General features: G+C 60.3%; 16 protein-coding genes and 5 pseudogenes. 18 read left to right on the forward strand and 3 right to left on the reverse strand.

Annotation, left to right across the window (positions count from 1 at the left end; genetic code table 11):
* Positions 1 to 82: 82 nt before the first annotated feature.
* From AC0L2X_RS30830 to AC0L2X_RS30880, 11 genes and pseudogenes are all read left to right on the forward strand, one after another.
* Positions 83 to 486 (forward strand): annotated as a pseudogene (locus AC0L2X_RS30830) (hypothetical protein); the annotation flags it as partial.
* A 422-nt stretch (positions 487 to 908) separates the two neighbouring features.
* Positions 909 to 2,090: a 5-demethoxyubiquinol-8 5-hydroxylase UbiM gene (gene ubiM / locus AC0L2X_RS30835; RefSeq protein ID WP_473601000.1), complete on the forward strand. Its 1,182-nt coding sequence runs from the start codon at positions 909 to 911 to the stop codon at positions 2,088 to 2,090.
* A 464-nt stretch (positions 2,091 to 2,554) separates the two neighbouring features.
* The gene (locus AC0L2X_RS30840) at positions 2,555 to 3,733 is read left to right on the forward strand and encodes an efflux RND transporter periplasmic adaptor subunit (RefSeq protein WP_473601001.1); all 1,179 of its coding nucleotides are present in this window, start codon (positions 2,555 to 2,557) and stop codon (positions 3,731 to 3,733) included.
* 2 nt (positions 3,734 to 3,735) lie between these two features.
* Complete coding sequence (locus AC0L2X_RS30845) at positions 3,736 to 6,912, forward strand: efflux RND transporter permease subunit (RefSeq protein ID WP_473601002.1); 3,177 nt, start codon at positions 3,736 to 3,738, stop codon at positions 6,910 to 6,912.
* Positions 6,913 to 6,933: 21 nt separating this feature from the next.
* A pseudogene (locus AC0L2X_RS30850) lies at positions 6,934 to 7,041 on the forward strand (SAM-dependent methyltransferase); the annotation flags it as partial.
* Between the two features lie 860 nt (positions 7,042 to 7,901).
* A complete protein-coding gene (locus AC0L2X_RS30855; protein WP_473601003.1) occupies positions 7,902 to 8,495 on the forward strand; it encodes a NodA family N-acyltransferase in 594 nt (197 codons plus the stop codon).
* 128 nt (positions 8,496 to 8,623) lie between these two features.
* Entirely contained in the window at positions 8,624 to 9,898 is a 1,275-nt protein-coding gene (gene nodC / locus AC0L2X_RS30860) for a chitooligosaccharide synthase NodC (RefSeq protein ID WP_473601004.1), read from the forward strand.
* A 49-nt stretch (positions 9,899 to 9,947) separates the two neighbouring features.
* Positions 9,948 to 10,970, forward strand: coding sequence for a nodulation factor ABC transporter ATP-binding protein NodI (gene nodI, locus AC0L2X_RS30865; RefSeq protein ID WP_473601009.1), 1,023 nt, complete (start codon positions 9,948 to 9,950; stop codon positions 10,968 to 10,970).
* Positions 10,971 to 10,973: 3 nt separating this feature from the next.
* A complete protein-coding gene (locus AC0L2X_RS30870; protein ID WP_473507139.1) occupies positions 10,974 to 11,762 on the forward strand; it encodes an ABC transporter permease in 789 nt (262 codons plus the stop codon).
* 290 nt (positions 11,763 to 12,052) lie between these two features.
* Positions 12,053 to 14,068, forward strand: a complete 2,016-nt coding sequence (locus AC0L2X_RS30875; protein ID WP_473601010.1) for a carbamoyltransferase family protein — start codon at positions 12,053 to 12,055, stop codon at positions 14,066 to 14,068.
* Positions 14,069 to 14,149: 81 nt separating this feature from the next.
* A pseudogene (locus AC0L2X_RS30880) lies at positions 14,150 to 14,409 on the forward strand (transposase); the annotation flags it as partial.
* A gap of 334 nt (positions 14,410 to 14,743) precedes the next feature.
* Here the strand turns inward: AC0L2X_RS30880 and AC0L2X_RS30885 are convergent.
* Both AC0L2X_RS30885 and AC0L2X_RS30890 read right to left on the reverse strand, forming a co-directional pair.
* Positions 14,744 to 14,977, reverse strand: a complete 234-nt coding sequence (locus AC0L2X_RS30885; protein ID WP_473601005.1) for a hypothetical protein — start codon at positions 14,975 to 14,977, stop codon at positions 14,744 to 14,746.
* A 12-nt stretch (positions 14,978 to 14,989) separates the two neighbouring features.
* A complete protein-coding gene (locus tag AC0L2X_RS30890; protein ID WP_473601006.1) occupies positions 14,990 to 15,199 on the reverse strand; it encodes a hypothetical protein in 210 nt (69 codons plus the stop codon).
* A 713-nt stretch (positions 15,200 to 15,912) separates the two neighbouring features.
* Between AC0L2X_RS30890 and AC0L2X_RS30895 the strand changes: the two genes are divergently transcribed.
* Positions 15,913 to 16,248, forward strand: a complete 336-nt coding sequence (locus AC0L2X_RS30895) for a helix-turn-helix domain-containing protein (RefSeq protein WP_473507149.1) — start codon at positions 15,913 to 15,915, stop codon at positions 16,246 to 16,248.
* Between the two features lie 626 nt (positions 16,249 to 16,874).
* Positions 16,875 to 18,344, forward strand: a complete 1,470-nt coding sequence (pdxR, locus tag AC0L2X_RS30900; protein WP_473601011.1) for a MocR-like pyridoxine biosynthesis transcription factor PdxR — start codon at positions 16,875 to 16,877, stop codon at positions 18,342 to 18,344.
* Between the two features lie 3 nt (positions 18,345 to 18,347).
* Here the strand turns inward: pdxR and AC0L2X_RS30905 are convergent.
* A pseudogene (locus AC0L2X_RS30905) lies at positions 18,348 to 18,532 on the reverse strand (LysR family transcriptional regulator); the annotation flags it as partial.
* Positions 18,533 to 18,751: 219 nt separating this feature from the next.
* Between AC0L2X_RS30905 and AC0L2X_RS30910 the strand changes: the two are divergent.
* The 5 genes and pseudogenes from AC0L2X_RS30910 to AC0L2X_RS30930 all read left to right on the forward strand — a co-directional run.
* The gene (locus AC0L2X_RS30910) at positions 18,752 to 18,805 is read left to right on the forward strand and encodes a hypothetical protein (protein WP_473601012.1); all 54 of its coding nucleotides are present in this window, start codon (positions 18,752 to 18,754) and stop codon (positions 18,803 to 18,805) included.
* Positions 18,802 to 19,461 carry a chitooligosaccharide deacetylase NodB gene (gene nodB / locus AC0L2X_RS30915; protein WP_473601007.1) on the forward strand — a complete coding sequence of 220 codons (660 nt, stop codon included), beginning with the start codon at positions 18,802 to 18,804 and terminating at the stop codon, positions 19,459 to 19,461. Before AC0L2X_RS30910 ends, nodB begins: the two co-directional genes overlap by 4 nt.
* Before the next feature lie 528 nt (positions 19,462 to 19,989).
* Entirely contained in the window at positions 19,990 to 20,613 is a 624-nt protein-coding gene (locus tag AC0L2X_RS30920; RefSeq protein WP_473601008.1) for an FMN-binding negative transcriptional regulator, read from the forward strand.
* Between the two features lie 28 nt (positions 20,614 to 20,641).
* On the forward strand, positions 20,642 to 21,292 hold the full coding sequence (locus tag AC0L2X_RS30925; protein ID WP_473507162.1) for a LysE family translocator: 651 nt from the start codon (positions 20,642 to 20,644) through the stop codon (positions 21,290 to 21,292).
* A gap of 259 nt (positions 21,293 to 21,551) precedes the next feature.
* Positions 21,552 to 21,750 (forward strand): annotated as a pseudogene (locus AC0L2X_RS30930) (TIM barrel protein); the annotation flags it as partial.

Raw genomic sequence — 21,750 nt, forward strand, 5'->3', positions numbered from 1 at the left:
GATGAGGCAACGCTCGAATCTCGAGGAACATCATTACGTGAGGCAATACGCCGTCTCATCCTGATCGCCGCGCCATATCCGGTGGAGCTTTCCGACCGGCCAGGCTTCTGACGACGACAAGAACTTGCCTCGCTCGGGAAGTATCATTTCGATCTCGACGACTGGCGGATGCTGAAGTTCTTCTCCTATCAGGCGCCGGTCGACGAGGGCACCGGCCCGCATGTCTAAGTGTGCGGCAGCCACAAGCCTCGCATCCTCAAGCATCAACTGACGCTGCTCGTCGGCCATTCGGCGCAAGAGGTTCTCAAGGTCTATGGCGATGAGAGCCCCGTCACGCTGACCGGCGAACCCGGCCTCGGCTTCGTCGAGGATCCGTTCGGCTTTACATTGGCACCGTGCCTTCGTGCATTCCACGGCTGATGATCAGAGTCGGCTTCGGCGCAGTCGCCGCCCTCGCGGCGGCGCTTCCATCGCGTCATTCGCTGATATCGCAAAAGTCCTGAAACAGCCTTCCCCAGACCAGACGCGCTTGGTTCTCCCTCGGGCTAGTGGTGCCATTGCGCCGCCATTGGGTGAGCTGGCACATGATTGGATTGGATCGAGGTGATTTGACGCCGGTTCCGCCTCGACTGACCCAGATCAGGGCCATGTCCTTGTCGGCGTGGTTTGATCGACCAGTCTTCCAGGGGAAGACTCATGTGCTGACCGACAGCCTGATCGTCGCTCCCAACGTCTTGACAATCCGAACCATACGGCGGGCAAATGACGCTTCACCAGCCAGGAACCGAAGTGAGAAACGCGCTTGAGGCGATGCGGCGGGCCATAGATCGTAGCGCAATCGACGCACGACATGCGGCTCGACTCCAGCAGCGTCTCACGAAGATAGCCGACGCACTGGCGGCACGCTGATGGCCGGCTGTGACGACAGCTTCGACATCATTGTCGTTGGCGCCGGCCCGGTCGGACTTTCCTTCGCCGCATCGCTTGCCCACAATGAGTTCAAACTGGCGGTGGTCGAAGGGCAGTCCCTAGAAAGACTGGCAAGTCCGGGTTTCGACGGTCGCGAGATCGCGCTCACCCACGCCTCGATTGGAATTCTTCGCGAGCTCGGCGCCTGGGATGTTATCCCCGCTTCGGACAAGTCACCGCTTCAGGGCGCACGCGTCCTCAACGGATCGAGCCCTTTTGCGCTGTGTTTCGATTCTCCCGGCGGATCCGCGGGACCACTGGGCGTTCTGGTCCCGAATTGCCGCATCCGCGATGCCCTGTTTAAGATCATCCGCTTGAAGGGCCATGCCCGGATGCTGTGCGGCCACTCGGTCGTGCGTGCAACAAACAGCCGCCAGGGAGCAGTCATAACGCTCTCCAACGGCAGGCAACTGACCGCTCGGCTTCTGGTTGCCGCCGATTCGCGTTTTTCCGCCACCCGCAATCTGCTCGGTATCGCCACCGATATTAATCGGCTTGGCAACTCGATGCTGATTTGCCGGGTGAGGCACGAGCGCCCCCACCGCCAGATCGCGATTGAATGGTTCGATCACCATCAGACGGTAGCGATGTTGCCCCTCGCGCAAGGCGTGTCGTCACTGCTTTTGACTTTGCCCTCAAACGAGGCCGACGGACTGCTTGCCCTTGACGACGAGTTGTTCCTGATTGAGTTGACAAAGCGCTGTCGAGGGCGCCTCGGCAACATGAGCCTGGCAAGCCAACGCCATATCTATCCGTTGGTCACGAGCTGGGCGCACAGGTTCCGGGCGCCGAGCGCCGCACTGATCGGCGACGCTGCCATCGGCATGCACCCGGTGACCGCGCATGGCTTCAACATCGGCCTCGGCGGCCAGAAGCAGCTCGCCCGTGGTATCCAGACAGCATGGCGCGACCGTCGCGACATTGCCGATCCCGACATGCTCCGCAGATATGAAAGCCGACTGCGCCTGTCGGCGGCGCCGCTCTATCATGCTACGAATATCCTCGTCGGACTCTACTCAAGCGAGCATCCGGCGGCACGGCTTGCAAGGCATGTGGGGCTGCGCCTCGGCCAACATCTTCCCTTTGTCCGTCATGGCATTGCGGCCATGCTGAGGCGGTGAAGTGTGCGGAATTCCCGCGCGCCGCCAAGCGTTTGTCGGCCAACGCCACACACGCGCGGACCCAGCCACGCCCAATTCCACCTTCGATGTGTTTAGGGCGTGGATGGTTGTCATCCGAACAATCAATTTTGCCAATCCTGCGGACCCTACTAGGGGTGTGACCGAATCAAGTGCCTCGGCCTGCAGGCAGGCCCGACGAAGAAGCCTGAGCACCAACCACCTATGCCCATTGGAGTACAGAAGGCAACGATCCGAAGACAGTGGAAATTGGTGCCGGATGCTCCCAGAAGCGCACGAAGTGGGCAACCACACGGTGAAGCGTGGTGGTGTTTGACATCGGGTCTCACGAACGGCCCCGCTTTCAGAATTAGCGTGCCCGGGTCCCGACGCGCGCACCCATATCGGCAACGCGCCGAGTTAGAAGACGCGGCCCCGCCGAACCCCGCGCACTGGAAAAAACGACGATGCCGAAATTCAGGTTTCACAAGCTTGCAGCCATTGTTGTGCTCATCGGGTTCGCTGCCTGGATGGCGACGGGCGAGTTCTCGTCCGTCGGCAGTGCGGACGCCGACAAACCCAAGGCGGGGGAGGTCGAGCAGCCAAAGGCGGCCGACGCCGGCAAGGCCAAGCCCGCCGAGGCGGAACAGCCCAAGGCGCCGTTGCGCACGGTCGCGGTCATAACCCCGCCGCGGCGCACCTATGCGCGTGCTATCCGCATTTCGGGACTGACCGAAGCCGACAAACGCGCGGTCCTGGCAACGCGCGTCGCCGGCCTCATCGATAAGCTGCCGGTCAAGCAGGGACAGCGCGTCAAGATCGGCGACCTCGTGCTGATGTTGGCCGCCGAGGAAAAAATCTCGGCGGTCGACAATGCCAAACAACTTGTCGTGCAGCGTGAGGCGGAACTGGCTGCGGCCTTGCGGCTGATGAAAACCGGCAATCTGCCCAAGTTGCAGGTCGATACGGCCCGCTCCAACCTGACGCTGGCCAAGTCGCAACTGGACGCCGCGCAAGCCGAACTCGACCGCAACGAGGTGAAGGCCCCCTTCGACGGCGTCATCGACCGGGTACCGGTGGAGCTTGGCAGTTCGGTGATGCAGGGCGGCGAGGTGGCTACTATTCTCAGCCTCGACCCGGTGATTGCACGCGGCGAGGTCAGTGAACGCGATCTCGGCTATCTGAAGATCGGCGATAAGGCGAGTGTGCGTCTGGTCAGCGGCCAGAATGTCGAAGGCATCGTCCGCTACATCAGCCGGGATGCATCTTCGGCAACCCGTACCTTCCGTGTCGAGATCGCTATCCCCAATCCCGAGGGCACTATTCCCGCCGGCATGACCGCCGAGATTGCGCTGAAGGCACAGCCGACGGACGCCGTGATGCTGCCGCGATCGGTGGTGACGCTCGGTGACAAGGGCGATCTCGGCATCCGCGCCGTCGACAAGGACGACAAGGTTGTGTTCTTCCCGATCGACCTGGTCGACGACACGCCGACCGGCCTGGTGCTCGGCGGCATTCCGGCCGACGCGCGCATCATCGTCGCCGGCCAGGAGCTGGTGAAGGAAGGCGAAGTGATCAAGCCGGTCGAGGCCGACCAGGCGACCATTCAAAAGCTGTTGGGCGAAGCGACGACCGGGACGCAGTGATCATGGACATCGTCAAACTTGCAATCAGCAATGCCCGGCTGACCATTTCGGTCCTGGTCTTTCTCATCCTTGCCGGCGCGGTCGCCTACCAGTCGACGCCGAAGGAAGCGCAACCTGACGTTCCTACCCCTTATGTTCACATAAATGTCGCCTATCAAGGCATTGCGCCCGAAGACGCTGAAAGGCTTCTGCTTAGGCCTCTGGAGACAAAGCTCAAGAGTCTCAAGGGGTTAAAGGAGATGAAATCATCCGCCTATCAGGGCGGCGCCTTTGTCTTTCTTGAGTTTCTGCCGTCGATAAAAGTCGACACCGCGGTGACTGATACACGCTCGAAGGTTCAGGACGCGAAGGCTGATCTGCCGCAAGCGGCAGAGGAGCCGGTTATTACCGAGGTCAATGTCTCCGAGTTCCCCGTTTTGGTGGTGACGCTGTCGGGCGAGGTGCCCGAGCGCGTGCTGACGGCCGCCGCGCGCGAGCTGCGCGACCGCATCGAGGAAGTGCCTGGCGTGCTCGAGGGCTCGCTGCAGGGTGCCCGCGACGATCTCGTCGAAGTGGTCATCGATCCGATGAAGCTGTCTTCCTACGGGCTGCAGCTCGACCAGCTGATCCGCGCGGTCGGCGCTTCCAACAGTCTTGTCGCGGCCGGCAACATCCAAGGGTCCGAGGGCAAGTACGCGGTCAAGGTTCCCTCGCGGATCGAGACGCCAGAGGATGTGGCGGCGCTTCCGGTCGTCGCTGGCCCCAACGCGGTGGTGCAGGCCAAGGATATCGCCACCATCCGCTCGACCTTCAAGGACGCCGAGACGGTGACCCGCCTGGACGGCAAGCCGGCCATTGCCATCGAGGTGAAGAAGCGCATCGGCTCCAACCTGATCGATACGATTGGCAAGGTCAGGGAGGTGTCCGACGCCTTCATCAAGACGATGCCGGAGGGCATGCACGTCACCTACACGCAAGACAAGTCCGTCTTCGTGAACCAGTTGCTCGGCGATTTGCAGAACCACGTGATGATCGCCGTGATCCTGGTGTTCATCGTCATTCTCTACGCGCTGTCTGGCCGTGCCTCGCTGCTGATCGGATTGGCCATTCCATCGTCCTTCCTGATCGGCATCCTGTTGCTGGCGATGATGGGCTACACGATCAACATGATCGTGCTGTTCAGTCTCATCCTGGCGGTCGGTATGCTGGTCGACGACGCCATCATCGTCACCGAATTCGCCGAGCGACGCATGAGCGAGGGCATGCCGAAGGAACAAGCGTTCGCGCTTGCCGCCAAGCGCATGGCCGGCCCGGTCATCGCGGCGACGATGACGCGCATTGCCGCCTTTTCGCCGCTGTTGTTCTGGCCGGGCATTATCGGCGACTTCATGAAATATATGCCGATCACGCTGATCGTGACGCTCTCGGCCTCGATGCTCTATGCGCTGGTCTTCGCGCCGACGCTGGGCGCGATATTCGCCAAGGCGCCGGCCCATCACCCCGACGACAATCGCGACGGCTGGTACATGGCCGTGGTCAAGCAGGCGGTGCATTATCCCATCACCGTGCTTGTCCTCACCGTGGCGCTGTTGTTCGGCGTCGGCTACGCCTATTCGAAATTCGGCGCCGGCGTCGAATTCTTCCCGAATGTCGAGCCTGATTACGGCCTGCTCTATGTCCACGCCCGCGGCAATCTCTCGCTTGCCGAAATGGACGCGGCCACCAAGACGGCAGAAAACCGGCTGCTCGGCTGGCCGGGCGTGAAATCTGTCTATACCCGTGTCGGCAAGACGCAGGGCGGCGGCCAGGACGTTCCGGAGGACGTGGTCGGCGTGATCCAGTACGAATTCGTCGACTGGCGTGAGCGTAAATCGGCGAACTCAATCCTCGACGAACTGCGCGGCGTGATGGCCGGCATTCCCGGTGTCGACGTCGAGGTTCGCGTGCCGGAAGCCGGCCCGCCTACCGGCAAGCCGATCCAGATCAGGCTTTCGGCCGTCGATCCGAAGGGCCTTGACGACAAGGCCCGTGCCGTTGCCGCGCGCATTGCCAAGGTGCCCGGCGTCATCGATATTTCCGACGGTCTGGCGCCGCCCGGCGTCGACTGGGCGCTCGAGGTCGATCGCGCCAAGGCGGCCCAGTACGGCATCAGCCCGACCGCGGTCGGGACGGTCGTGCAACTGGTGACCAATGGGCTGAAACTCAGCGAGTACCGGCCCGCCGGCGCCGATGATGCGGTCGACATCAGACTGCGCCTGCCCGAGGATCGGCGCACGCTGTCGACGCTGGACGAGCTGCGGGTGCAGACCGCGCAAGGCTCGGTGCCGATCTCGAACTTCGTCGTGCGCAAGCCGGAGCCGACGGTCGGCATCCTCAACCGCATCGACGGTGCGCGAACGGTGGTCGTCCAGGCCAACGTCGCTGCCGGCGCCCAGGTGGCTGCCGTCCAGCAGGAGGTCACCAAGGCTGTCGCAGACATGAACCTCGGCAGCGGCATTCGCTGGAAGCTTGCCGGCTCGAATGAGGACAGCGCGGAGGCCGGTGCCTTCCTCAGCAAAGCCTTCGGTGCGGCGATCTTCCTGATCTTCATCGTGCTTCTGGCGCAGTTCAACAAGTTCACCAGCGTCTGGCTGGTGCTGTCCTGCGTGGTCATGGCGACGATCGGCGTGTTCCTCGGGCTACTGCTGACGGGAGAGGCATTCGGCATCGTCATGTCGGGCATCGGCGTCATCGCGCTGGCCGGCGTGGTGGTGAACAACAACATCGTGCTGATCGACACCTACGACCGGTTGCGCGAAGAGGGCTGGGACAAATACGAAGCCGTTCTGCAGACCTGCCGCGAACGTGCCCGCCCGGTGGTGCTGACGGCAGTGTCGGCGATCCTCGGCGTGCTGCCGATCGCCTTCGGCCTCGGCCTCGAGATCTTCCATCATGAGACGACGATCAACGCGCCGTCGACGCAATGGTGGATTTCGCTGTCTTCAGCGATCGTTTTCGGGCTGTCCTTCGCCACCGTGCTGACCCTGGTGGTGACGCCGTCGATGCTGATGGTGTTCACTCGCGCCAAGGTCAAACCCGGTGCGCGTCGTGGCTGGTTCAGTCGCCTGTTGGGGCGTGGCAAGGCCGAGGTGTCCTCGGAAGGCCTGGACGCCGACTTAGGCCCCGAACCGGCGATCGCCTTCCCGAAGGCGGCCGAATAGGCCAACTTTGCTTGGAGCGCCATGCTGAACAAATCGTTGACCGAGATGACACGCATCGAGTGCCGGGGCGCGTCGATCAATGAAGATTGCCTGCTGGCCCGCTTCCGAAAGCCGATTTCCGCTTCCTGATGAAACGAATTGTCGAAGTTGGCTTGGAGACACTGTATGCTTCGTGGCGTCAAGCTGACCCTATATGTGGATGTATAAGAGCGCCCGATTGCAACAAGTTAGCTGGATCCAGTTGATGGTCGCAACTGCTGACGTATATCCAGCTTCTTCATGCGGCTCGATGTCCAGCGCGACGAGCCTCGACGGGTTTTCGCCCGCTTCCACCTCAACGGCCCCAGAGGTCGGCCGAAGCTTTTGCGGTCCACACATCAGGTTCGGAAGCGACGGGGTGACCGTTTCCCCATCTCCGCGATTTTTGCTGCAAGGCCGAGGTGCGCCCTCCTTCTCGCTCTCCAGGTCCGTCAGGCTGCTTTAACCGACAGTACCGGTTGCCAGGCAGCGAGCATCGACCAGACGATTCTTGTTGCCGAGCCCGACGCCGCGCCATTGGGATGCCGCTTTTGCCGCAACTTGTCGAGCCTGAGGCTTCGCGGAACCTGTTTGCCGCCGGCGCGATCCACAGCTGCGCGATCGCCTATGGATCATCAGCGTGCGTCAACGGTCGCCGCGTTTGCTGACACGTGATCGCGCTTCGGCACGAGGCGCTGCCACCCCGCTGGCGGCCGCTCTTGAAGCAGGTTGTGTCACCGACAGCTGCCTCGGTGCCGTCGCTTTATGGGCCAATCGAGCACGGCTGGAAGGTTCAGATCATGGGCCTTCGAAACGCGTGGTTTTAACATCCATAGCGTGGATGCTCGCGATCTAAACAATCAATTTTACCAATCTGGGCGGGTCGTTCATAGACCCCCCACATGACATGCACCGCCGTTGCTCTACCGCGTGAGGTGCACAAGAGAACCCGAAAAAGAGGAAGTCTTCGCATGCGCTCTGACGTGCAGTGGAGGTTGTGCTGGGAAAATGAGTTGCGGCTTTCCGATCACCTCGAACTCTCTGAGTTCTTCCGGAAGACCTATGAGCCTGTCGGCGCCTTTGGTGGAAAGCAATTCGCAGGCGGTCGAAGTTGGGCCGGTGCAAGGCCGGAGGTCCGCGCAATCGGCTATGATGTGCACGGGGTAGCGGCTCACTTGGGCGTGCTGCGCCGATACATCAAAGTTGGCGACGCTGATCTGCTTGTCGCTGAACTCGGTCTATACGGCGTGCGTCCGGATCTTGAGGGGCTAGGAATCGCCCACTCGATTAGCGCGATGTATCCAGTGCTGCAGCAGCTTGGCGTTCCATTCGCTTTCGGCACGGTTCGGCACGCGCTCCGGAACCATGTTGGGAGGTTCTGCCGCAAAGGCTTCGCGAACATTTTGTCGGGCGTTCGCGTGCGTTCAACCCTCCCGGACGTGTACCACGATCTGCCTCCCACGCGAGTCGACGACGACGTACTCGTCATGGTGCTCCCAATTGGACGCTCAATGAGCGAGTGGCCGGCCGGCACTTTGATCGATCGGAACGGTCCGGAGCTATGAAGAACACCCGCAATGATATCAGTCAGCGCGACCCGACCCTCATGGCATTGGTGGATCTGACTCCAGCATTGACCGCAGATTTAATTATCCACTCGCTTCCTCAAATTCACTGAAGAATCTGACATCTCATGAACCTATTTGCCCCAGCCAGTATTGTTGCCGTCTGCTCTTATGCGCTGCTGTCGACCGTCTATAAAACCACGCAGGTGCTTTATACCCTGCCTGCAAACGTACCGCCAACCTCGGGCGAACCGGCCGGCTGTGAGCTTTGGCCGAGCGTCGATGTCATTATCCCGTGCTACAACGAGGCACCTCGCACCCTCTCGGACTGCCTGGCTTCCATTGCAAGTCAGGACTACGCCGGAAAACTGCAGGTCTATGTTGTTGATGACGGCTCTGGAAATCGCGATGCCCTCGTTGGTGTACACGAGGAATACGCGCACGACCCGAGGTTCAACTTCATTGCGCTCCCAAAGAATGTCGGAAAGCGCAAGGCACAGATTGCGGCGGTTCGCCAATCGTGCGGAGATTTGGTGCTCAATGTAGATTCGGACACGATACTCGCGCCGGACGTCGTCACAAGGCTTGCGCTGAAAATGCAAGATCAAGCGATCGGCGCCGCCATGGGCCAGTTGGTGGCTAGCAATCGCAGTGAAACTTGGCTGACGCGATTGATTGACATGGAATACTGGCTCGCCTGCAACGAAGAGCGGGCAGCTCAGGCTCGGTTCGGTGCCGTCATGTGTTGCTGCGGTCCGTGTGCCATGTACCGGCGATCCGCGCTTGTTTCGCTGCTGGATCAGTACGAGACGCAGCGCTTTCGAGGGAAGCCGAGCGACTTCGGTGAGGACCGCCACCTTACGATCCTGATGCTGAAAGCAGGCTTTCGAACAGAGTATGTCCCGGAGGCCGTCGCGGCAACAGTCGTTCCCAGCAGCATGGGTCCCTATCTACGCCAACAGCTTCGCTGGGCCCGGAGCACGTTCCGTGACACTTTTCTGGGGCTCCCACTACTGCGCGGCCTTAATATTTACCTCACATTGGACGTGATTGGGCAGAATCTTGGCCCATTATTGCTCTCTTTGTCGCTCCTGGCTGGGCTCGCGCAATTCGTAACGACAGGTACTTTGCCTTGGACGGCATGCCTGATGATCGCGGTCATGACTATAGTTCGCTGCAGCGTGGCAGCATTTCGTGCGCGCCAACTTCGATTTCTCGGATTCTCGCTCCACACACTCATCAACATCTTTCTCTTGCTCCCATTGAAAGCATACGCGCTGTGTACATTGAGCAATAGCGATTGGTTGTCGCGAAGCTCTGCGGCCAATGTGCCAAACACCGGCGGCGCCATTCCAAAGCCCAACATGGTGGGATCTGAGGCAACTTACAGCGAACAGCAATAGTCACGTGATCGCAGGTGGAAAAGTTTTGAGCCAGGACCAGAAAGATCAAGTGTTGAGTCGGAAGTTGGACACACAGGATTTGCGGCGGATCGAGACTGGTCCGATCGAACGGGAGTTTCATGGGCAGAAAAGCGCGAAAAGCTCCGTGCATGACTCTCTGTCGACCGTGGCAGTCGATTTCGCCGGCGTAACCAAGTCGTATGGGAACAAGGTCGTTGTCGACGAACTGTCGTTCACCGTTGCGTCGGGAGAGTGTTTCGGCCTTCTCGGACCGAACGGGGCGGGCAAGAGCACGATTGCGCGTATGCTCCTCGGCATGACATGCCCTGACGCGGGCACGATCACGGTGCTCGGCGTCCCGGTGCCGGCGCGCGCTCGGCTGGCACGTAGGGGCATTGGCGTGGTCCCGCAATTCGACAATCTTGACCAGGAATTCACCGTGCGCGAGAACCTGCTGGTGTTCGGCCGCTACTTCGGCATGAGCACACGCGAGAGCGAAGCGGTCATCCCGTCGCTTCTCGAGTTCGCTCGCCTCGAGCGCAAGGCAGATGCGCGCGTCTCGGAACTGTCCGGCGGCATGAAGAGGTGCCTGACCATGGCGCGGGCGTTGATAAACGACCCCCAGCTCATTGTGATGGACGAGCCGACCACCGGCCTCGACCCGCATGCGCGCCACCTGATCTGGGAGCGGCTGCGCGCCCTGTTGGCGCGCGGCAAGACGATTATCCTGACCACGCATTTCATGGAAGAGGCTGAGCGATTATGCGATCGGCTGTGCGTGCTCGAAAAGGGTCGCTACATCGCCGAAGGCCGCCCGCAGGCGCTGATCGACGAGCATATCGGATGCCAGGTCATGGAGATTTACGGCGGCGACCCGCACGAGTTGCATTCGCTGGTCAAGCCGTATTCTCAGCGCATCGAGGTCAGCGGCGAAACCCTCTACTGCTACGCTCCAGACCCTGATCAGGTGCGCACGCAACTCCAGGGGCGACCAAGTCTGCGCCTTCTTCTGCGTCCAGCCAATCTCGAGGATGTTTTCTTGCGGCTGACCGGGCGCGAGATGGAGGAGTGAACGATGATTGAAGGTCTTGCGGCGGTGCTGCCCGCCAATGCGTGGAACTGGGTTGCGGTGTGGCGCCGCAACTATCTGGCATGGAAGAAAGTCGCATTCGTGGCGATTCTCGGTAACCTCGCCGATCCAATGATCTACCTTTTCGGCCTCGGTACCGGCCTCGGCATAATGGTCGGCCGCGTCGACGGTGCGCCGTACATCGCCTTTTTGGCGGCGGGCATGGTCGCGGTCGGTGCGATGACCGCCTCTACCCTCGAAACACTGTACGCGGCTTTCGCTCGCATGCATTCTCAACGCACATGGGAAGCCATGCTGTATACGCACGTTACCCTCGGCGACATCGTTCTGGGTGAACTGGCGTGGGCAGCCACCAAGGCCTTCCTGGCCGGTATGGCAATTACCATTGTCACCGCAGCGTTGGGCTATACAGCCTGGCCGTCCGTCTTTTATGCGCTGCCATTCATTGCTCTGACAGGGTTCGTATTTGCCAGCCTCGCGATGGTCGTCACCGCACTTTCGCCCAGCTACGATTACTTCGTATTTTACCAGACGCTTATCCTTACACCGATGCTGTTCCTGTCGGGCGCCGTTTTCCCATTGAATCAGCTGCCTGACACCTTTCAACAGATAGCGCGATGCATGCCGCTGGCACATGCGATCGACCTCATTCGTCCGGTCATGCTTGATCGCCCGATCGGCGGCATCGCCCTGCACATCGGGGTGCTCGGCCTCTACGCGCTGTTGCCATTCTTCCTCTCGATGGCGCTGTTGCGCCGCCGACTGATGCGCTGACGCAAAAGAGAAGGAGATAAACCATGCGCTATGGACGCAAATAAAAACGACATCGCCAGCGTGTGCCGCGAAGGGTTTTGGCTGGCGTCGATTCAATCTCACAACGCTATGGAACGCCCGGCGTCTCGAGCACAGGATCTTATGTTGATCCCGGCGGACCTCATAGAATTCCTTGAGGCCGGTGATGTTTGGCTGGCGTTCGGGCGCGAGCGACAACGCGGCCTGTCTTTCTGATCGAACGGTCTCGAGAAGGCCAATTTAGTATTCCTGTACGACAAATGGAGAGCGAGATGCTGTGTCTAGGATTGAACGGCGGATTGGACAAAGTCTATGAAAACAGGTTTCAGATTCCAAACACATTCATGCACGATGGCGCTGCGGTGCTCGTCCGGGACGGACAGGTCATTGCGGCGGTAGAAGAGGAGCGCCTCAATCGGATCAAACATTCCAACAAGCTCCCAATTAGTGCGGCTCAATACTGTCTTTCAGCAGCTGGGGTTCAGCTCAGCGAAATCGATCGAGTGGCGTTCTACGCTACCGAAGACTATAGCAACGCCATGCTTGAAAACATGCTTGTTTCCCAGCCGGACGCCTCCATTCCGTTGGATGCTAAACTGTTGATGCAGCAGCTTCTGGCGCAGGAGTTCGGTACCGAGCTCGACGCTTCGCGTATCTCATTCGTAAGTCATCATCAGGCGCACGCCGTGAGTGCTTTTGCAATGTCGGGCTTCGAGCAAAGTCTGATTTTCGCGATTGATGGCTCTGGTGATTTCCTGTCGGGCCTTGTGGCGGTTGGATCTGGTACTGAAATTACGCAACTTGCGACTTTCCCAGAGAACAATTCTCTCGGGCAATTTTATCTCGAGACGATCCGGTATCTCGGCTACGGCTTGTTCGATGAATATAAGGTAATGGGGCTTGCCCCCTACGGCGATCCCGTTCCCTATCGCGAGCTTTTCGAGCAATTCTATGAACTCTCTGCAAACGGCGAGTATCGCGTTCACCTGGACCGCATCGGTCCGACTTTGCTCCGCAGCATTCAGGTTCGGAAAAAGGGAATGCCATTTACTCAGCAGCATATGGATGTGAGTGCGTCGTTACAGGAAGCGCTCGAACGCATCGTGTTTCACATTCTTCGTCATTATCGTGAGGCCACCGGGATGACGCGGTTGTGCCTGGCCGGCGGAGTTGCGCACAATTGCTCCATGAACGGCAAGCTGCTCTATTCAGGACTTTTCGAAGACATCTTCGTGCAGCCCGCATCGCATGACGCTGGATGCGCATTAGGCGCCGCGCTAATCGTGTCTAATGAGCTGGGCCGCCCAGCGCCGCGTACGCGATTGCAGGAGGTCTATTGGGGGCCGGAACTCGCGAGCGATGACGCTGTCGAAGAGGAACTAAAGGCATGGGCGGGGCACCTGGAGTTTGAACGCACTGAGGAGGTGGCGGATAGGGCAGCCGAATGGATGGTCGGTGGCGCCGTGATCGGCTGGGTGCAAGGTCGTTCGGAGTTCGGGCCGCGAGCGCTCGGAAATCGCAGCATTCTTGCCGACCCCAGGCCCGCTTCAAACAAGGACCGGATCAACGCTATGGTCAAGAAGCGGGAAGGATATCGCCCGTTCGCCCCGTCAGTGTTAGAGGAGGATGCGCGCGAATTTTTCGACCTCCCGGGCAGTGCGTGCGAATTTCCCTTCATGAATTTCGTAGTTCGTGTGCGCGATTCCAAGCGTGATTTGCTCGGCGCCATCACGCATGTCGACGGTACGGCTCGGCTGCAAACAGTATCGCGCAAGGCCAGTCCGGCCTACTGGGACGTCATCAATGCCTTCAAGCAGCGGACAGGCATCCCAATTCTGCTCAATACGTCCTTTAACAACAATGCAGAGCCGATCGTAGATTCAGTTGCAGACTCGATTGCCACGTTTCTGACAACAGAGCTGGATGGACTTGTGGTCGGGCCGTACCTCGTCAAAAAACGGGCCGCAAAGCTGCAGGATTGGACTGCGCTCGCGGTTTCATTGCCGCCTTATGTATCCCTGCATAAAGTCCGCGCATATACGGCGCAGGATCGCCACGAGACCGTCTGCGAAATCCGAACGGATCACCGTGACTGTGCGCGTATTTCACATGGCTTGTTCGATCTGCTGACGCGGATCGAAGGCGAAGCCGTGCTCGCGGATCTCCTCGACACAATTACGCCGGATCAGGGCCTGCGCGAGGCTCTCACAGGAGAGCTGCGACTATTGTGGGAGCAGCGCCACGTTCGGATGCATCCCTCGCAAGCTGCTCGCGTCCACCAAAACTGATGCCAAAGCCTGGACGACCGATAACAGCTGCCGAAACACCGGTGTGTCCAAGCACCTTCATATGACACGCCGCCTGGTGGGATCCGGAGCAATTGGCCGAACACCCGGATCCTGATCCAGCCCGACAGTCATTTATTGCAGCCGCAGGTCATCGACTGGTGCCGCGACAACTATATCGACTTCATCCTCGGCCTGGCTCTCACCGCGACGTTGCGCAAGGCATGTCGCGAATCTGAAGCCCAGCACGATGGCGCGCTTCGAAGCGTCGGCGAAGGGCGAGTCCGAAGGTCAAATTCGTTGACGGAGCCGGCAGTTGGAGCCGCGTCGAGCGCGTCATCGCCCCGTGTCGAGCTCAGCGGATGAGGGCGTGGCCAAGGCGAGCTGTTGGACGTCTGCAGCCGCATTGGATGTCGAGGATAAAAGCGTTTATATCGAGAGATCCAGAGGAAAGGATTTGGTCGGTGAGGCTCTGAAGCGACCAGTTTGGGTCAAAGCGATCCCTGGCGGCATAAAGCAAGGCGATAAGGCGGCGCAAACTCGGGTATCTGGCGGAGCGGGTCAGGCCGGCCGAGTGATTGATCAGACTGTCGGCATCGCCAAGGGTAAGCCGGGCACGACGGGCCTAGCACGAATGGTGGCGGCGGTATCCGGATGGCCGGGACGTCCATTGGTCTGCTACTGCACAAGCCCGATGTGGCGGCTTGGCTCGCACATGCCGAGCGTCTGAGTGCTTCCGGCAGGGCGAACAGCCTCGGCGAATAGTTCCGCCGCTTCCTCGACCGTTTCAGCAGAACGGTGGGTCTGCTCCATTCGCTTGAGCAGCCCGTTGTGCAACATCTTCAGCCGCGCGGCGTGGTAGATAGCGCTGCGCTTCTGGCCATCCGAGTTGAGTGGTTCGAACAACGTCATGGTCCAGAATCCTCAATGCGCGCTTGGCAGCGCTATCTTCAGCAGCCGCCTTCTGGCTGCTTTCGCACTCGCCTGCTCGGCCCGTATGCGGCTGCAAAGGGCAAGACTGACGGGGAGCCCGATGTTGTCGGTGAGCATCGTATTCGCCTGCTTGAGAGAGAGTTCCGCTCGCTTCACTCGTTGCCTCGCGACCGCCTGTTCCAAAACTACAAGCTCGACCATTGTGCCGCATCCTTTGCCTTTGCGGTCCCTTCCATTAGAAAACCGTCACTAACCGGTTTCGTTCCGGTTGCCGCGAGGGATGCATGACCTCTCTTCCGGATCCGCAGCTCGAAGCCTACGTCGCCGCGGTGGTGGCGGCCACTGCAGCGGCCAGGGCTAACGCCGATCAAGCTATGGCAAACCTGCTGGGGTACATCGATCACGGGAGCTCAGCGATCCAAGTGCCGGGCCCGATCGCGCCAGTAACTGCGGTAATTTCTCTGCCCATGGGGGACTAGACGGAACCCACTAGCCTGTTTGCCAGTTGACAAGGTGCGTAGTTTACATACTTATGCACGGCATGCACACGGTCTCAGAACTGACAGCTTTCCGTAGGGCGGCGCAGGCAGCCGGGATGTCCGATGAGGACATTGAGGACTTCGTCGACCATATTGCGGCCAATCCGGATGACGGCGAGGAAATCGTCGGAACGGGTGGTTGCCGGAAGGTCCGTTTTTCGATTCGTGGCAATAACAAAGGTAAGAGCGGAGGCGTTCGCACGATCACATTCTACACAGGTTCGGACCTTCGGTGTTCCTTATCACCGTGTTTGGGAAGAGCCAAAAGGTCAATCTTTCCAAGGCGGAACGTAATGCACTTAGGAAGATGACGGGGGCCATTGTGGAAGAATATGCGCGGCGCGTCCAGCCGCTAGCCGCAGGTGGAGAAAGGGCATGAGCAAGAAGGTATTCGATCAGATCGCGGAGGGCCTGCAGGAAGCGCTTGCCGTCGCACGCGGCGAGGCCGAGCCCTATAAGCTTCATGTGCCCGCCGAGATCGACGTCAAAGCAATCCGTACGAAGACTGGCCTTTCGCAGAAGGACTTCGCGTCCACGTTCGCCTTCGGCTTCGATCAATTGAAGCAGTGGGAACAGGGCCGTTCGCGGCCCGTACAGGCCATGCGCGCCTATCTACTGCTGATCAACTCGAGGCCTGTCGAGATGGTCAAGGCGCTTCGCGATCTGCACAGCGAGATCGTTAGCGAACCGCCTGCGCGCAAGTTCGGCTGAAACAAAAACAACCCGCCTTCGGCGCGAGCCTTGGGCGGGTTTGGCAGCGCGACTACGTCAGGAATATATTCCTCCGTTGCGGTGAAACCGTTCAACGGAGATCATTTGAAGGCTGAGTGGGGTCGACGGTCATCGTGACGCCAATCCTGAATAGGCATTCATCAAAGTGTACGTATAATCCTTGTGAGGCTCCAGCATCAAAACGGACCGCAGTTCGGGACCTGTCGGGGTAAGTGAGATTACGCCAACCGAGTCATAGACTCCGCCTGGAGCGGTCCATAACAAGATGGGCTGTCCTTCCAGTCCGGCTTCGACTCCTTCCAGATTGGCCAGCCGCATTTTCAAGGTCTCGGTCGCCGAATTGCGCGCGCGTAGAGCCGGCCGCCCAAAGCGGCGGCGGCCTCATTCGCCGCAGCGCTTTCGAATCCGGAGGTCTAGTTCAGGAAGACGGATAGTTTAACGGCACTGGAAAAACCAGCCGGACCGTAGCAATGATCGATCGCGCGGGTAGCCGAATTGGCCTTTCGCAAGCTGTGCCAGTCGTGGATCGGTGGGCATCTACTTCGGACGTGCTCTTGGCTTTCGGGAAGAGTAGCTGCAAACTGGTTCAGTTGGCAGGAAAAGAAATGGTCCAATCTTCAGGTCCCGGTGGCTCAACCCGCTCGTACGGCATGGGTGCGCGCCAGATCTACGAAGCGCTTCGCGAGCAAATACTCAGAGGCACCTACGACACCGGCAGCCAACTGCCGTCCTCCCGTGGTCTCGCCGAGGAACTTGGAGTCTCGCGAACGACGGTCACCGTCGCCTACGAGCAGCTTGCCGCGGAAGGTTTCATCGACGTCCGTCAAGGCGCGCGCCATCGTGTCGCATCCTCACTGCTCGGACCTGAGCTAACCGCCAATCCCCCCAAACGGGCCGGCCCGGGTCACTTGTCAAACTATGGCGAACGGCTGCGTGGCACTCCGCGCTGGCCGGATTACCTGCCGAACACGCTGAAGGTCGATTTCCGATATGGCGTCCTGGCGCCCTCAGATTTCCCCGCGTCGGTTTGGAAACGCGCGATGAACGCGGCGATGGCGCAGCGGCCGGCACGGCTCGCCTATGACGATCCGTGCGGTTCGCGCCGGCTGCGCCAGGCGCTTCAGGGCTATCTCTGGCGCGCCCGTACTGTGCGCTGCGAACCCGAGCAGATCGTCATCGTCAATGGTTCGCAGCAGGGCCTCGATCTCTGCGCGCGCCTGCTGCTCGACCCAGGGGACAGCTTCGTCATCGAGGACCCCTGCTACAGGATGGCGCGCCAGGTCTTTGTCGGCACAGGTGCTACGCCCGTACCCGTCGAGGTTGACGAGGACGGCATGCAGACGGAGCAACTGGCGGGGGTCGCGGCCCGGCTGGCCTATGCGACGCCCTCGCATCAGTTTCCGCTCGGCGGCGTCATGCCGATCGCGCGGCGGCATCAGCTTCTGGAATGGGCGCGGGAGCAGGGCGCCTATGTCATCGAGGACGACTACGACAGCGAATATCGCTACGATATCAGTCCCGTTCCCCCGCTGCACAGCCTCGAGGATCATGGGGCCGTCATCTACCTCGGCACCATCTCCAAGACGCTCTCGCCGATGCTGCGCATCGGCTATCTCGTCGTCCCGGCGGAACTGCAGCAGGTTTTCGAAACCGCCAAGCAGTTTGCCGACCGGCATTCTCCGGTGGCGGAGCAGGAGTCATTGGCCTCTCTGATCGAGAGCGGCGGCTATGAAAGCCATGTGCGCCGCGTGCGCCGCCTTAACGGCGAGCGCCGGCAGGTATTGCTGACCACCCTGAAACGGAGTTTTCTAGATCGGATCGCCGTCCAGGGGGCAGAGGCTGGACTGCACGTCGTCATATGGTTCAACGACCTGCCGCGATCGCGTGAAACGGCGTTGGTCGAAGCCGCGCAATACGCGGGTCTGGGTCTGCACCCCATTTCGCCGCTTTATCATGGGCAGTCGGGAGCAGGCGGGGCCGATCGCGTCGGGCTTGTCATGGGCTATTCCGGCTTGAGCATCCGGCAGATCGAAAAAGGCGTCGAGATGCTGCGGGACGTCGTCGCTCAACTCTGAGACGCTTATGGTTTCCGCACGCGGGGTTAGAACACTTTCGCGGGTGCTCATCGTAAACAGTTCATCGTCGAAATAGTTGCGCAGCCGGGCCACGGCCGCGCTCATGGCCGGCTGACTAAGATTGATGCTGGTTGCCGCCCCGTGAGGTTGCGCTCGGTCGGTGCGTCGAGCACGACGAGGAAGTTCAAATCAAGGCCTTTGTCTCATCATCCGCAACGTGGATGCTTGTCATCGAAACAATCGATTTTGCCCATCGGACAGGACGTCGCATAGGAAAAATTCAAGGATGCAGCCCTAAGGGGATTGTCGATGTATGCGTTGGCTCCGAGGAGCATTTTCTGGTGTGCCTCCTGGTCTGCGCCGAATATTAAGCGAGCCGATCCGGCGTTATGCCGATTGCGCGGTCGATGAGCGAATGGCCGACCGGTACACCAATTGACCGGAAGGGTCCGGAGTTATGAAACAACTTGATGACAGATGCGAGGTGCGGAGTGAATGCGCTGACGGCACCGGCCGTCGCAGCGTTTATCTGACGTTTGACGACGGTCCCGATCCATTTTTCACACCACAGATACTCGATGTGCTGGCGCAAAATCGGGTGCCAGCAACTTTCTTCGTCATTGGCGCGTACGCCGCAGAGCACCCGGATCTCATCCAGCGAATGATCGCAGAAGGGCATGAGGTAGGCAACCACACGATGTCTCATCCGGATTTGTCCAAATGCAGCTTGGGCGAAGTGCAACGTGAGGTATTTGAGGCGAACCATGCCATCATGGGAGCATGCCCGCAGGCCTCGATCCGCTACATTCGCGCACCGTACGGCGCCTGGAGCGAAGAAGTATTCACTGCGTCAGAGATCGCCGGGCTGGCGGCCCTTCATTGGTCGATAGACCCAAAAGACTGGTCGCGCCCCGGCACCAACGCGATCGTCGATGCAGTGCTCGCCTCGATGCGGCCCGGCGCCATCGTGCTCTTGCACGATGGTTGCCCTCCCGACGAGTCGAGACGCAGCAGTCAAGCCAGTCTGCGCAACCAGACCGTCTTGGCACTGTCCAATCTGATTCCGGCATTAGATGCCTACGGATATGAAATTCGCTCGCTTCCAGAACATCACTGAAATGCGAGATCCTATGTACCTGCTTTCCCAGCCAGCACCTTGTGGTCTCGCTTATGAAAGGCTTACAAGCCGTTCACGCCCTGCGGACAAGCATTTCGTCGACATCGGACGAAGTGGTCGGCTCCGGCCGTTTGGCTGAGCGTAGACCTTGTTATCACCTGCTACAATGAGGACCCGCGCATGCTCTCGGCATTGCCTGGCATCTCCCGTAGGCTCCCTCTTCGACGATTGTTTTATTATCGTTCACTTGCGTTAGATCAATTCATTGGGTTTGCCGGAGGCCGTCCACAAGGATTGGCAAACTAGCCGCCGTTGCCGTTATGCGGGAGACGCCCCACCGCTCGGCTGCGAAGGAGCGGAGGGCGTCCCTCGACTCGCACACCCCGCTGTGGATCTGCTCCTTGATCTCGCGATGATCGGGGGCGCGATGTCAGTTTTCACCAACTGGACCACGTCGATAGCTTCTGACTGGCTGTTTCCAGTGGGCCAGATTGCCGGTACCTGACTGGTAACGCAAGGAGTTTCGCGATGTACATCCCTCCCGCTTTCCGCGACGACGACAAGGAGTCCCTGCGCGCGACCATCCGCGCGGCGCTGCTGGCGAACTTCGTTACAGTCACGGCGGAAGGGCCGCTCGCAACGTCACTGCCCCTCTTCCTTGACGAGAGCGAGGGCGAGCACGGCGTGATCTACGGGCACCTGGCGAAGGCCAATCCCCAGTGCCGTGTTCCACCCCTGGGCAACGGCTTGGCCATCTTCATGGGGCCGGACGCTTACGTGACGCCGGCATGGTATGCGACCAAGCGGGAAACCGGGAAGGTCGTCCCGACCTGGAATTACATCGCCGTCCACGCCTATGGTCCGGTCGAGTTCTTCGAGCATGCGGGAAGGCTGCTGGACGTCGTGAATCGTCTCACCGACCGCCACGAGGGCGAACGCGCTTCGCCTTGGGCAGTGTCGGACGCGCCACCGGATTTTGTACAGGCGCAACTCCGCGGAATCGTCGGCCTGCGCATGCCTATCACGAGGCTGGAGGGTAAGCGCAAAATGAGCCAGAACCGGAACGCGGCCGACCGCGCCGGCGTGGCCGCGGGCCTCGCGGCGAGCGAGCGGGCATCTGACCGCGAGATCGCCGCTCTCATCCCAAAATAATCATGAACTTCGTCGGAAATCGACCATGATGCCGGAACTGACCCCATTCGCCCTGTACCTCGCCGCGGCCTCCGTGCTCGCCATCACGCCCGGTCCGGGCATCTTCTACGTCGCCGCGCGCACGCTCGCCGGCGGTCGTCCGGAAGGTATCGCTTCCAGCTTCGGCACGGGGCTGGGCGGCATGATCCACGTCCTCGCCGCAAGCTTAGGTGTCTCCGCGATCGTGCTCGAGAGCTCGGAACTGTTCTCCGCATTAAAGCTGTTCGGCGCGGTCTACCTCGTCTGGCTCGGCTTTCGCACCTTTCAAGCCGCCCGCCGCAAGGGAGCGACTGGCGGCGATGACGACGCCCCGGTGGGTCCAGTCGGACCCCGGCAGGCGTTTCGTGAAGGGGTGCTGGTCGAGGCTCTCAACCCGAAGACGGCAGCCTTTTTTCTAGCCTTCCTTCCGCAGTTCGTGAACCCGAGCGCAGGGCTCGTAGCGCTGCAATTCGTGGTGCTTGGCTCCGTGTCGATTGCGCTCAACACGCTTGCCGACATCGTGGTTGCCTTCGTGGCCAGCGGCATTCAAGACGGCGCGGCAGCGCGTCCCGGGTTGATCCGCCGCCTGAGGGAGGCGTCGGGCGGTGCGATGATCGCGCTGGGCGTCGGCCTCGCTTTGGCGAAGCACCCTGCTGCCTGAACTTTGAATCCGATCGGTTTGGGCATCTCTCCGGGTTGGCGAGTTAGTTTGCCGGAAGCAGATGGATAGCTGCGAGCCAGCTTCGGTCATTGCACCTATTCAGGCGATGTCTCAGGAGGCGTGGCACCACAGTGAGAGAAATGTGAGTTCGAATGCCTCGCCTTCCTCATGCCCATCACTTCGGGCCCTCGCGAGTCAACGCACGGTAGAAGCCAGTCAACCGAGAATGACGGCCGTTTGATAGAAGGAAAGCCAAGCCATGCGCCAGGCATCGCCCCGCTTTGCACTCGACCACATGGCGACGCCCGGACTCGACGTCAGGGCACTTTTCGCTTTTGCCCGTGACCAGGGCCTGACCGATGTCCAGATCCGCAGCCAACAGCGCAGCAATGCTATTGCACGCGGCATGCCGGCGGCGGACGTCCGGTCTGCCGCCGCCGAAGCAGGCGTTGGGATTA

The sequence above is a fragment of the Mesorhizobium sp. WSM4828 genome, assembly GCF_055811175.1.